The sequence below is a fragment of the Bariatricus sp. SGI.154 genome (assembly GCF_050313795.1).
Taxonomy (GTDB): Bacteria; Bacillota; Clostridia; order Lachnospirales; family Lachnospiraceae; genus CAMBRQ01.
In genome coordinates this window covers 18,061-31,023 of the sequence record NZ_JBNPMC010000040.1, presented here as the reverse complement: position 1 = coordinate 31,023, position 12,963 = coordinate 18,061, and the positions used below count along the sequence as shown (strand labels likewise).

The 12,963-nt window shown below is 44.0% G+C and carries 14 protein-coding genes; 4 read left to right on the top strand and 10 right to left on the bottom strand.

Annotated features, from left to right (window positions below; translation table 11 throughout):
• Nucleotides 1-15 precede the first annotated feature (15 nt).
• From ACQRBN_RS14675 to murB, 5 genes are all read right to left on the bottom strand, one after another.
• Nucleotides 16-933, bottom strand: a complete 918-nt coding sequence (locus ACQRBN_RS14675) for a diacylglycerol/lipid kinase family protein (RefSeq protein ID WP_427739767.1) — start codon at nucleotides 931-933, stop codon at nucleotides 16-18.
• Between the two features lie 120 nt (nucleotides 934-1,053).
• Nucleotides 1,054-1,311 carry an HPr family phosphocarrier protein gene (locus ACQRBN_RS14670; RefSeq protein ID WP_427739766.1) on the bottom strand — a complete coding sequence of 86 codons (258 nt, stop codon included), beginning with the start codon at nucleotides 1,309-1,311 and terminating at the stop codon, nucleotides 1,054-1,056.
• A gap of 19 nt (nucleotides 1,312-1,330) precedes the next feature.
• Nucleotides 1,331-2,209 carry a DNA-binding protein WhiA gene (whiA, locus tag ACQRBN_RS14665; protein WP_427739765.1) on the bottom strand — a complete coding sequence of 293 codons (879 nt, stop codon included), beginning with the start codon at nucleotides 2,207-2,209 and terminating at the stop codon, nucleotides 1,331-1,333.
• 9 nt (nucleotides 2,210-2,218) lie between these two features.
• Entirely contained in the window at nucleotides 2,219-3,100 is an 882-nt protein-coding gene (rapZ, locus tag ACQRBN_RS14660; RefSeq protein ID WP_427739764.1) for an RNase adapter RapZ, read from the bottom strand.
• A gap of 1 nt (nucleotide 3,101) precedes the next feature.
• The gene (murB, locus tag ACQRBN_RS14655) at nucleotides 3,102-4,013 is read right to left on the bottom strand and encodes a UDP-N-acetylmuramate dehydrogenase (RefSeq protein ID WP_427739763.1); all 912 of its coding nucleotides are present in this window, start codon (nucleotides 4,011-4,013) and stop codon (nucleotides 3,102-3,104) included.
• Nucleotides 4,014-4,177: 164 nt separating this feature from the next.
• Here murB and ACQRBN_RS14650 point away from each other — a divergent pair, with 164 nt between their 5' ends.
• Entirely contained in the window at nucleotides 4,178-5,461 is a 1,284-nt protein-coding gene (locus ACQRBN_RS14650; RefSeq protein ID WP_427739762.1) for an HlyC/CorC family transporter, read from the top strand.
• Between the two features lie 88 nt (nucleotides 5,462-5,549).
• Here the strand turns inward: ACQRBN_RS14650 and ACQRBN_RS14645 are convergent, their stop codons facing one another.
• On the bottom strand, nucleotides 5,550-6,758 hold the full coding sequence (locus tag ACQRBN_RS14645; RefSeq protein ID WP_427739761.1) for an ABC transporter substrate-binding protein: 1,209 nt from the start codon (nucleotides 6,756-6,758) through the stop codon (nucleotides 5,550-5,552).
• A 284-nt stretch (nucleotides 6,759-7,042) separates the two neighbouring features.
• Between ACQRBN_RS14645 and ACQRBN_RS14640 the strand changes: the two genes are divergently transcribed.
• The 3 genes from ACQRBN_RS14640 (at nucleotide 7,043) to ACQRBN_RS14630 (ending at nucleotide 7,957) form a co-directional block, all read left to right on the top strand.
• On the top strand, nucleotides 7,043-7,213 hold the full coding sequence (locus ACQRBN_RS14640) for a DUF362 domain-containing protein (RefSeq protein WP_427739760.1): 171 nt from the start codon (nucleotides 7,043-7,045) through the stop codon (nucleotides 7,211-7,213).
• A 51-nt stretch (nucleotides 7,214-7,264) separates the two neighbouring features.
• Nucleotides 7,265-7,435, top strand: a complete 171-nt coding sequence (locus ACQRBN_RS14635; protein WP_427739759.1) for a DUF362 domain-containing protein — start codon at nucleotides 7,265-7,267, stop codon at nucleotides 7,433-7,435.
• Between the two features lie 162 nt (nucleotides 7,436-7,597).
• Nucleotides 7,598-7,957, top strand: a complete 360-nt coding sequence (locus ACQRBN_RS14630) for a hypothetical protein (protein WP_427739757.1) — start codon at nucleotides 7,598-7,600, stop codon at nucleotides 7,955-7,957.
• Here ACQRBN_RS14630 and dnaB read toward each other — a convergent pair.
• The 4 genes from dnaB to galE all read right to left on the bottom strand — a co-directional run bounded on the left by dnaB (nucleotide 7,940) and on the right by galE (nucleotide 12,953).
• Nucleotides 7,940-9,280 (bottom strand): replicative DNA helicase, encoded by a 1,341-nt coding sequence (gene dnaB, locus ACQRBN_RS14625; RefSeq protein WP_427739756.1) that lies wholly within the window; start codon nucleotides 9,278-9,280, stop codon nucleotides 7,940-7,942. The two genes, ACQRBN_RS14630 and dnaB, sit on opposite strands and share 18 nt — an antisense overlap.
• Before the next feature lie 11 nt (nucleotides 9,281-9,291).
• Nucleotides 9,292-9,741: a 50S ribosomal protein L9 gene (gene rplI / locus ACQRBN_RS14620; protein WP_427739755.1), complete on the bottom strand. Its 450-nt coding sequence runs from the start codon at nucleotides 9,739-9,741 to the stop codon at nucleotides 9,292-9,294.
• 1 nt (nucleotide 9,742) lies between these two features.
• Complete coding sequence (locus ACQRBN_RS14615) at nucleotides 9,743-11,809, bottom strand: DHH family phosphoesterase (protein WP_427739754.1); 2,067 nt, start codon at nucleotides 11,807-11,809, stop codon at nucleotides 9,743-9,745.
• 124 nt (nucleotides 11,810-11,933) lie between these two features.
• Complete coding sequence (gene galE, locus ACQRBN_RS14610) at nucleotides 11,934-12,953, bottom strand: UDP-glucose 4-epimerase GalE (protein ID WP_427739753.1); 1,020 nt, start codon at nucleotides 12,951-12,953, stop codon at nucleotides 11,934-11,936.
• Between the last annotated feature and the right edge of the window lie 10 nt (nucleotides 12,954-12,963).

The following is a 12,963-nucleotide window of genomic DNA, read 5'->3' as shown; positions in this document are numbered from 1 at the left end:
ATACGTGCATGGGTTTTATACATCTGTCAACTCATCAATATGCTTATGAGGAACCATAATCTCCAACTGCTTATTCAGGTTATCAATTACGACCTCATCATGCTCTCCACCGAATTCCCCATCCAGCGTCCATGGAATCTCTTCCAGGGATTCAAAAGTAATATGCCCCGTCTTAAAAGTATACATGTGCTTAGTATCCACCTGCTCAATTAATAGAGCCGCAATGATCTCCTGCAAAGCAATCGGATTCGTCGGGCGCTTAATCAGAGTCACCTCGAATAATCCGTCGTCAAATGCCACCTGCTTGCCAATCATATTCCGAAAGCCGCCCACAGACCGAGAATTCGTTACCATACCAAAGATAAATTCGTCCTCGATCACCTCATCATCGTGAGTTACTTTAATCCTGTAAGAAGGCACATTGAACAGCCGCTTCGTTCCTTCCAGAATGTAAGCCATATGCCCCAGAATATTCTTCATCTCCTGCTTCGTCTCATAAGACACATCCGTAAAAATCCCAAACGCTGCAACATACACGAAGATATCATCATTGAACTTACCAACATCACACGGAAACAGCGCTCCATTCACCGCATTATCCGCAGCCTTCAAAAGTCCCTTCGGGATATGCAGGCTGTTCGCGAAATCATTGGTCGTTCCCGTCGGGATATAGCCAACCGGCGTTCTCTCACTTCTTCGCATCATTCCGGTCACAACCTCATCGATTGTTCCGTCTCCGCCGCTGCATACAATCAGGTCATAATCCTCGGCATTGTATTTTAACACCTTCTTATATGCATCTTGATATGCCTGTGTCGGATACGCCACCACTTCATATCCTGCCTTTACGAAAATATCAATGATATCTGACAATTTTGGTTTCAAAAGTTCTTTTCCCGCATGCGGATTGTAGATAAATAACAAACGTTTCATAATATCGCATCCTCCTTCTCTTACGAATCAACCATCACCAAACGCCTATTAAATAATATAAGAAAAGGGCATATTCATGCCCTCCTTCTCTTATTCATTATGTATTACTGCAATCTATGATTAGTTGCATCCAGACAGGAAGTTCTCTACACCTGCTGCCGCTTCATTCTCGTCGTCTCCCTCTGCTACCACCGTAATACACTCACCTTGTTGCAATTTTAAGCTCATCATTCCCATAATGCTCTTGGCATTAATCTTCTTGTTATCAACCTCAATATATACCTGGCTAGCATACTGACTTGCTTCCTGAACCAGATGTGCAATTGGACGGTCTTCCATATCCATATTATTTTGAATAGTAACAGGTCTCTTAATCATAAAAAATTGCTCCTCCTTGCTATTCCCTTAACTTTTCTGCTATCTCACTTAATTTCCTGAGCCGGTGATTCACTCCTGATTTCCCGATTGGATTTTCCAAAAGTCCTCCCAGTTCCTTTAAAGTTGCATCCGGATATGTCAGACGTGTAAGGGCGACGTCCTTCAAACCTTCTGGCAACTTGTCAAAACCCGTGGTATCTCTTATATACTTAATATCCTCAATCTGCCTTACGGCAGCGGACACGGTTTTGTTAATATTCGCCGTCTCGCAGTTGACCTTGCGGTTGACAGAATTACGCATCTCTTTCATAATCCTGACATTCTCAAGTTCCATCAGTGCCACATGGGCTTCCATGACATTCAGTATGTCAACGATCTGCGAGCCTTCTTTCAGATATACAACGTAGGTCTTCTTCCGCTGAACGATCTTCGCTTCCATATCAAAATTGTTCATCATATTCTTAAGATAATCTGCCTGCTCCCTCGTATTACATACAATCTCAAAATGATATGATTTGCTCGGATCACTCATAGAACCTGATGCAATAAATGCTCCCCGAATATATGCCCTCTTACAACAGACGGCTTGTACGATTGCATTCTTAACTGCTAACAGTTCCTCTCCCTTTGCATAGACCAGATAACTGCAGCTGCCCTTCGCAATATTCCTACGAATTGCGATATCAGTTCTTATATTAAATGTTTTTTTCAATAATGTAAAGCATTTTCTTGCAACTGAAAGATTTTCCGTGTGCAAACGTATCATGCATACCCCTTTTTTGCTCTCGGCAAACTCTCCGGTCATATGAATAAGAGCAGACAATTCTGCCAGATTACAATGCCTTGCCTTCGCATAATGTGCTGTCAATTCTTCCTTTATCATACCCGAAAATGACATCTCATACTCCTATCTTGCCTTGGTAATTGCATCCTTTCCAATATCACGGTGCTCAATGCGGATTCCATAATTTTCATTCTGCTTCAAAGCAGCGAATAATTCATTCGCCAAAGTAACTGAACGGTGTTTTCCGCCGGTACATCCAATTCCAATTACAAGCTGGGTCTTGCCCTCCAGTATATAATTCGGTATCAGAAATTCTACCATATCAACCAATTTATCCAGGAACTCCCTCGCCTTCTCATTATCCATTACGTAGTCCCTGACTTCTCTGTCATTCCCACTTTTTGGTCGTAATTCTTCTATATAATATGGATTCGGAAGAAAACGCACATCAAACACAAGATCCGCATCTGCCGGTATGCCATATTTGAATCCAAAAGAAAGTACAGAGATATAGAGATTCTTATATTCTTTGTTCTCTACAAATATCTTATTCAACTCTGCCTTCAGTTCTCTGGTCAGCATATGGCTGGTATCCACCAGATAATCCGCCTTCTCTTTCAGAAATGATATCCTTTCTCTTTCTTTTCGGATTCCCTGGTCAACACGCCCCTCTTTCCCCGCCAATGGATGGGAACGCCTTGTCTCCTTGTATCGTTTCACAAGAACGGCATCGCTGGATTCCAGAAACAGAATCTCATATTTTAATTCTGCCGCATCCAGTTCCTTCAGTACTTTTTCCAACTCCGCCAGGCTCTGTCCACTCCGTATATCCACGCCAAGCGCCGCTTTATTGATCTCGCCTCCTGGCACTCTTAAAAGGTCTGCCATCTTCGGAATCAGCGGAACAGGCAGATTATCTACGCAAAAATACCCAACATCTTCCAGCATCTTAAGTGCCGTACTCTTTCCCGCTCCTGACATTCCTGTTACTATTACACATCTCATCTTAGAATTCTCCCAGTCTCTTCACTTCCGGTTCAAGTTTTACTCCGAATTGTTCTTCCACCCGCTCTGACACCTGACGCATCAGTTCTGCTACATCAGCCGCAGTCGCATGATCCTTGTTAATTACAAAGCCGCAGTGCTTCTCTGACACCTGCGCTCCACCTACCTGGAATCCACGAAGTCCCGCGTCCTGAATTAATTTGCCGGCAAAATATCCTTCCGGTCTTTTGAAGGTGCTTCCTGCACTTGGATACTCCAATGGCTGCTTGCTTACCCGCCTCTCCTTCAGATCATCCATCACCGCTTTTATCGCATCTTTCTCTCCATCATGTAACTGTATCTGTGCCTCCAGTACGATGTAACCTTTTTTCGCAATGATGCTTGTTCGATATCCCAACTCCAATTTTTCTCCTGGTATTGTAATCATCTCTCCATCTGGCGTAAGTACCGTAACTTCTTTCAGGACATCTTTCATCTCACCACCATAGGCTCCGGCATTCATTACACATGCGCCACCCAGGGTTCCAGGGATGCCTGCCGCGAATTCGAACCCTGCAAGTTCTGCCTCCAGTGCCCGATTGGCAACCGCAGACAATAACGCGCCTGCCTGGGCTCTTACAACATCGCCTTCTATCTCGATCTGATTCATCTCTTTGTAAATCTGCACAATTACGCCCCGGTATCCCTGATCTGACACCAGAAGATTACTTCCATTTCCTAAGATATAATACGGCACGCTCTCTTTATTCAATAAATCCACGATACGCTTCACCTCATCCGGTGTCCTTGGCATCAGGAACAGGTCTGCCGGACCACCCACGCGGAAAGTCGTATGTCTTCTCATAGGTTCTTCGATTTTAATCTGCTCTTTTGTTACAATCTCTAATAATTCATTATATAATCTTTGATTCATGTTATTCTCCATTTTCATAATCTATTTCAAATTATATTGCTTCTCATTTTCTTCGTACATCATACACTAAATATCCCACAAATTCAACGCACACTTGCAAAATCACTATAAATGCGGTATATTAGTTCCAAGTAATTTTAATCAAAAAGGAGTGAACTTATCAATTGGACTCGAGTGATGTCACACAACTCATTATTCTACTTATTTTATTAGGACTGTCTGCATTTTTTTCATCTGCAGAGACAGCATTAACAACTGTTAACAAAATTCGAATCCGTAGTCTGGTCGAAGAGGGCAACAAGCGTGCCAAGACCGTATTAAAAGTCACGGATGATTCCGGCAAGATGCTAAGCGCCATATTGATCGGCAACAACATCGTTAACCTATCCGCCGCATCCCTGACCACTACGCTGGCTTATAATTTTGGCGGTTCCATGGTAGCAATTGCCAGTGGAATCCTGACCGTGCTGATCTTATTATTTGGAGAGATTACTCCAAAAACGATGGCAACCATACATGCCGAACGGATGTCATTAATATATGCACCGATCATTAGCCTGTTCATGAAGGTTATGACTCCTGCCATCTTCATTATTAATGGACTTTCTACCGGAGTACTATTCCTTCTCCGTGTGGATCCGAAAGCCAAGAATACGACCATGACTGAGAATGAATTGCGTACCATCGTAGATGTCAGTCACGAGGATGGTGTCATTGAATCCGATGAAAGGGAGATGATCAATAACGTATTTGATCTGGGCGATGCCAGAGCCAAGGACGTTATGGTTCCCCGTGTTCATGTAACATTTGCAGATATCAATAGTACTTACGAGGAATTAATCGACATCTTCCGTGAGGATAAATTCACAAGACTTCCGATTTTCGAGGAGACAACGGACAACGTAGTTGGTACTATTAATATGAAGGACTTGCTGTTATATGACAATCGAAAAGAATTTCATATCCGTGATATCCTTCGAGAAGCGTATTTTACTTATGAATATAAGAGTATCTCAGAACTTCTTGTGGAGATGCGCCAAGCTTCTTTTAACATTGCAATTGTATTAGACGAGTATGGCGAGACTGCCGGGCTGATCACATTAGAGGATATTCTGGAGGAGATTGTCGGCGAGATTCATGATGAGTATGATGAGAATGAAGAAGATTTTATCCAGCAAATCAGCGATCGCGAATATATCGTAGAGGGCTCTACGAATCTGGATGATCTGAATGACCGTCTGGAACTTCAGCTGCATTCGGAAGAGTACGATTCTCTTGGAGGCTTCATTATTGAACGTCTGGATCGTCTTCCTGAAGTAGACGACAGCATTATCAGCGATGATGGCATCCGCATGATTGTTGAGAAACTGGACAAGAACAGAATTGAAAGCGTGCATCTATATCTTCCGGAGAAACCTTTGGAGGACGACAACACTGATACAGACTAATCAATAAATGAACGATATAAAAAGCAGCGATAAAAACGAAGCATTGTTTTTATCGCTGCTTTTTATAACCCGTCATATAAGATCAAATTTAATATAGCATTTTCCGGACGCTTTCTTCTTTGAGATTATCTTTTGTCACCCAGGTATAGCCCGTATTGACAAATGCTTCATTCCCCATATCAAGAGATGCTCTTGCCGCTGCGATTACTGTCGCATATCCCATTCCGAACGGATTCTGAACGATTAGCCCCACAACTTTTCCATCTTCCAATGCTTCAATCTCTTCCTCGTCCGCATCAAATCCGACAACCTCCATATCTTTCGCTTCGTTTCTCTCTATCCCGTCAAGCGCAAGTTTTACTGCCGTACCGTTTGTTGCGTAACATCCTTTCAGATCCGGATGTTTGGCAAAGATATAGTCTATTACTTCCTCCTCCGTAATGCTGTCTGCTGTAACTAATTCCGCATCATGAGGAGCATCCCCTTCTTCTGTCTGATCCTTCTGATAAGTTCCTGCATTAATCTCGTCAGCAACGATCTGCTGCATCTCTGACAACTGATCCATGTGGTAGACATTTGCAATTGTAATATTCGGATGCTTATTCTGAATCTCTTCTTTAAAGGCGTTCTCACGATCCACAGCTGTCATGGATTTGGAATCGTGCACGAATAAAGCGATCTCTCCGGCATCATCAATGGCTTCCGCAAGTTTCCCTGTCGCCTCGCGGGCTGCCGCCTGGTTATCCGTTGAAACCATTGCCATCAATCCCTGATAATCGCTTCCCGAATCAAATGCAACGATCGGGATGTCACTCTCTGCCGCCAGATCAAATTGCACTTCGCAGGCACTCGCATCTGCGATGGCAATCCCAAGTGCCACCGGATACCTTGCCAGTTCTTCATCCAGAATATTCACCTGCTCATCAACATTGTCCGCTGTAGCCGGAGCGCTGTAGGTAACCTTAATCTTATCCTTTCCTTCATATCCAAGGTGTTCATTAAGATCCTTTGCCGCCTGTTCCGCGCCGGCTTTTACTTCATTCCAGTACTGGCTGCCTTCATCCTTCCCAATCACCGAGATATACGATCCCGGCTCCAGCCCCAGCCCATCTACGTTGTTGTAAGCAGACGGCTCTATCAGATCCAGTTTGCCTTGATACTCTTTCTCCTCTGTCTGCTGCTGTTCTATATTCGCAACAGGCTCCTTGTTTTCTTCTTTATCTTTCGGAGCCGTACATGCACATGTAAGCATTGCCACACATACTGCTGCCGCTATGACACTACTACTTTTCTTCATGACTTTTTCTCTCCTATGAATATATTCATCATTACTAACACAGAACACTATACACCAAAAACGTGAAAAAATGTTGAAAATTTTCTTAATTTTTTTAATTGGGGACACGGCAAATCGAAAAAGGGACACGGCAAATCGAAAAAAGGACACGGCAAATCCAATCGGGGACGGGGGAAATTGAAAAAACCCCCGTCCCCTCTTGTATATTTTGGGCTTTTGTATTATGATATGGATAGACTAAAAACTCTTTTATGTCTATATACTAAACAAGGAGGGTACATACTATGGCACACGTAATTAGTGATGATTGCTTAAGTTGTGGAGCATGCGCATCTGAATGTCCAGTTGGCGCTATCTCTCAGGGAGCAGATCATTTTGAAATCGATGCTGACGCTTGTGTTGACTGTGGCGCTTGCGCTGCTCAGTGTCCTGCAGGAGCTATCTCTGCTAACTAATGCAATTAAGCATTTGTTTATATCCATATTCTAAAAAGGAGGGTACATATTATGGCACACGTAATTACTGATGCATGTGTAAGCTGTGGAGCATGCGCTGATACATGTCCAGTCGGAGCTATCTCCGAAGGAGCTGATCACTTCGAGATCGATGCTGACGCTTGTGTAGATTGTGGTGCTTGCGCTGACGGATGTCCAGCAGGTGCAATCACAGAAGGCTAATTATCTTTAAAAAGCAACTACAAAAAAGAATGTGCTGTCTGGCACATTCTTTTTATATTTTATTTTTAACTGCTGACACCTTTTTACTTGTTTCGCATAATACCCATGCTATGATAAAGACGCCCATATAAAGGACAAGTTTTGATAAGGGGGTATAAAAACATGGGTAGCAACGCGTTAGAACAGTTAAAAAGGGAGACAAAAGATGATGCGAAACTATACAGCTGCATCAAAGAACTGTACGAGCAGGGCGTTCCGTTCTCTGAATTGAAAGCACTGATTCCGGATATCAAGCGCACCAGAGAGCAGCTACATATGAAGCGAATGCTCGAGAACAACAATGAGGTCCTGCTGTCTATGATCAGCAAAGAGATGTCCTTCCTTCTGGATGCCAAGGAACGCCAGGAGGAGGAAGAATTCAAAAAACTGGACCAGCTCATCCGCCAGCAGCAATCCTATCGGAAATCTGCCGCGGAAACCGGTCCAGTCAAAAAACTCAAGAAATTATTCTTGCCTGCTTAGGTTCGCGAACTTCGTGTATTCGCCAAGCCAAGCCAGATTAACGGTCCCCACAGGACCGTTTCTTTGTTTTGCGATGATAATCTCCGCCTGTTTCTTGAATTCAGAATCTTTATTATAATATTCATCTCTGTAAATAAACATAACCACATCCGCATCCTGCTCGATGGCACCGGACTCACGTAAGTCTGAAAGCATCGGGCGCTTGTCCGGACGGCTTTCTACCGCACGGCTTAACTGCGACAGCGCAATCACCGGAACATTCAACTCTCTTGCCAGTCCCTTAAGAGAACGGGATATCTCAGAGATCTCCTGCTGCCTGGACTCAGAACTCTTGCCCACGCTTCCGGTCATCAACTGCAAGTAGTCGATGATGATAACATCAAGCCCTTGTTCTAACTTATACTTACGGCATTTGGAACGAAGTTCTGATATGGAGATACCCGGAGTATCATCAATAATCAACTTGGACTTTCCGATGATGCCTGCTCCTTCAATCAGTTTCTCCCAATCCGAATCCTTCATATTGCCGGTTCTGAGCGCCTGGGCATCCACCTGGGACTCCAGTGAAAACAGTCGGTTCACCAACTGCTCCTTCGACATCTCAAGACTGAAGATGGCAACACTTTTATCTTTTTTAAATGCAATATACTGCGCAATATTCAGGACAAATGCAGTCTTTCCCATGGAAGGTCTGGCCGCTACCAGCACCAGGTCTGATGGCTGCAGTCCTGATAATTTATAATCCAGGTCTATGAATCCCGTCGGGATTCCGGTTACTGTCCCCTTGCTCTTGGAAGCCTTCTCAATCTTCTCCAGGGCATTCAACACCACCTGCTTGATTGGCACAAAATCTCCGGTATTCCGTTTCTGTAACAATTCAAAGACCGATTTCTCGGTCTTTTCAAGTATTGCTTCCAGCGATTCTTTTCCAGCATAACACGTATTGGCAATCTCTTCATTCAATTTAATCAATTTACGCATCACAGCCTTATTCGCCACAATCTCAGCATAGTACCTGACATTCGCTGAAGTCGGGACTGCCGTTACCAAGTCCTTCACGAACTCAAGGCTTGCAATCTCTGCCGGAACATCTTTCTCCTTCAGCCTCTCCTGCAAAGTAATCAGATCCACCGGCTTCCCTTCATTGAAAAGTTCCACCATAGAGTCAAAGATCACTCCATAGGCACTCTGGTAGAAGTCATTGCCACTGATGATCTCAGATGCCGTTGTTATAGCATCTCTATCCATCAGCATTGCTCCTACCACAGACTGTTCTGCTTCTATACTATGGGGCATTACTCGCTTAATGAGCGCCTCTTCCATGCCTATTCCTCCTAAGCCTCTTCCGTTACAATCACCTTAAGTTCAGCTGTAACCTTCGGATGCAGTTTGATCGGTACGGTATGTGTACCCAATGTCTTAATCGCTTCTTTTAACTGAACCTTTTTCTTATCTACATCCAATCCCATCTGCGCTTTTACTTCTGCTGCAATCTCTTTGGACGCAACAGAGCCGAATGCCTTGCCGCCTTCGCCAGTCTTGATAGACACTTCAATCTTGCCAGCCTCGATCTTCTTTCCAAGTTCCTGTGCCGCCTCATACTGCTCCTGCGCAATCTTATCCTCATTCGCTTTCTTTAACTTTAGGTCATTCAGATTCTTGCTGTTAGCCTCTAACCCTTTTTTCTTCTTCAGGATAAAATTTCTTGCATAGCCATCACTTACTTCTACAATCTCACCTTTTTTTCCAAGAGATTTTACGTCTTCTGTCAATATTACTTTCATCTTATATGTCTCCTCTCTCCATCATGTCATCAATTACCTGTTTCAAGCAGGCCAACGCTTCATCCATATCCGTATGGTTGAACTGCGCGCCTGACGCATTCATATGACCGCCTCCACCAAGGCGTTCCATAATAATCTGCACATTCACCTCATCAATAGAGCGTGCGCTCACATAGATTCTTCCATTATATTCCGTAAGAACAAAAGATGCCTTAATCTGGCTGATATCCAGCAACTCATTGGCAGCCTGGGCACCAATAATGGTCGGACTCTCAATATGAAGGTTCACGCCTATTGCAATGGCAAACTTCTCACGGTACACTTCTGAACTGCTGATAATCTCAGCCTTCGCACGATAAGATTCCATATCATCACGGAACATCTTGCGCACCAGCGTAATATCCGCGCCACACCTGCGCAGGAATGCCGCCGCCTCAAAGGTACGCACACCCGTACGGTTTACAAAATTATTCGTATCAATCATGATTCCGGCATAGAGGCTGCTCGCCTCAATCTTTGGAATCTTAACATCATCTACAATATACTGCAGAACTTCTGCTACCATCTCACATGCCGAAGATGCATAGGGCTCGATATAAGAAAGCAGCGCATTGTCAATATTATCACTGCTCTGCCTGTGATGGTCAAGCACCACGATCGTCTTCGCGATCTTCAGAAGTTCCTCACATTCTGTCATCTGCGGACGGTTGGTATCCACAACGATGACCATAGAATTCTCGTCAGCCATGTCTATCGCCTGATCTGAGTTCAGGAACAGATCATCCGGATAATCCGGATCATTCTCAAAACTTTCGTACAGCGGACGAAGCGAAGCCGATACTTCATTAATTACGATACTCGCCTTCTTCTCCAGTGCTGCTGCCGCGCGGCAGATACCCATCGCCGCTCCAAACGCATCCACGTCGGTCAGTTTATGACCCATAACGAAGATCTTATCCTTTACCGTAATAAATTCTCGAAGCGCCTCTGCCTTGACCCTTGCTTTTACACGGGTATTCTTAGAAGTCTGCTCCCGCTTTCCTCCATAGTAAGTAATACCACGGCAATCTTTGATCACTGCCTGGTCGCCGCCACGGGCAAGCGCAAGGTCGATTGCCACACGGGCGAAATTATAACTCTGGGAATACGCCTCACTGCTAAGCCCCAGACCAATACTCAGGGTGGCTGGTATTCCATTTCCAATATTCACCGACTTAACGTCTTCTAGAAGAGAAAATTTGTCTTCTTCTAACTGCTTAAAATATTGCTTCTGGATAACAATAAAATACTTATCCGTCTCCATCTTCTTAACGATACCATTGACCTTAGCAATGTACTGGTTAATCTTCCGGTCTACCAAAGCAACTAACAATGACTGGCGCACTTCTTCCACACTGTTAATCACTTCATCATAATTATCAATATAAATCAGTCCCGCAATCAGACGCTGTTCTTCTGTCGCCTTAATGTATTTGTTCAGTTCCGTTACATCCTGAAGATATACCGCAATAAAATATTCCTTCTCTTCCGGCATCTTAAGAAGATGCTCCGTATCACTGAAATCACCTATTGGTACTCTGCGCAGTTCCGCCTTATATTCCTTATCCTCATAGTATACATCCATCTCGACTTTCTCAGAGTCTTCTTTTGGGAAGATACTCTTGTTTAATTCCGGAATGTATTTGCTGATATATGCATCTCCCTTGGGTTTGCCGCCTAAGATCGCCTCAAACTGGTCATTCATCCAGATTGCTTTCCCATCATCCATCAGAATCGCATAGGGTATCGCCAGTTCTTTCAGCAATGTATTCTGCACGATTCCATACTGGGCAGCGAATTCAAGCAGATCTTTCATAATGATAGACTTACTATACACATACAGAATACCTACCATAACAATATAGATCAGGACGAATATAATCATCAGAAGCCCCGCACGTCTGTCGATCACAAAGATCCAGATATTCATTGCAACCAGAAGCACCGCCATGATCATCGGCCACTGAATAAATAGTTTTAATTGTCCTTTCAACTGCACTTTTTCTTTTTCTTTTTTCTTCTCTGACATAACTCCAACCTCAAGATTATTTACAGAACACGATGTACGGAGTTATTATACCACTTTTCTACGCAAAAGGAAAGACGGCATTTTATCTCAAAAATGCCGCCCTTTTTCTACCTATAATTTTTTATTAACCTTTGTATCCTTCCGGATTCTGCGACTGCCATCTCCAGGTATCCTCACACATCTCTTCAAGCCCGCGCTCTGCCTTCCATCCAAGCACCTTCGCAGCCTTATCAGGAGCCGCATAACACATCGCAATATCTCCTGCTCTTCTTGGCTTGATCTCATATGGAATCTCCTTGCCGCAAGCCTTAGAGAATGCCTTCACCATATCCAGAACAGAGTATCCAACTCCCGTTCCCAGATTGATCACATCCAGTCCCGGATTCGTGAAAATATACTGGATTGCCTTCACATGGCCAATCGCCAGGTCAACCACGTGGATATAATCACGCACTCCCGTACCATCCGGAGTATCATAATCATCCCCGAATACGCCCAGTTTCTCCAATTTTCCTACTGCAACCTGGGAAATATACGGCATCAGATTATTCGGAATGCCCTTCGGGTCTTCTCCGATACGTCCGCTCTTGTGAGCGCCCACCGGGTTAAAATAACGAAGCAGAATTACGTTCCATTCCGGATTCGCTTTCTGAAGGTCAGACATGATCTGTTCCATCATGGACTTCGTCCATCCGTAAGGGTTCGTACACTGTCCTTTCGGACATGCTTCCGTAATCGGAATCTCTTCCGGGCTTCCATATACGGTTGCAGATGAACTGAACACGATATTCTTTACGCCTACTCTGTTCATCACATCCATCAGTGTCAATGTACCTGTAATATTATTCCGGTAGTATTCTAATGGCTTCTGCACGGATTCCCCAACCGCTTTCAATGCTGCACAGTGAATGACTGCATCCACAGATTCTGCCTTGAACATTGCTTCCAGAGCCTCTGCATCCATCACGTCTCCTTCATAGAATGCAATCGTCTTTCCAGTCAGTTCTTCTACCCTCTTAATCGATTCTTTCGAAGAGTTGCAGAGATTATCATATACTACAACCTCAAAGCCTTCATTCAACAATTCCAATGCAGTGTGGCTTCCAATGTATCCTGCGCCGCCTGTAATTAATATCTTTGCCATCGTCTTACCT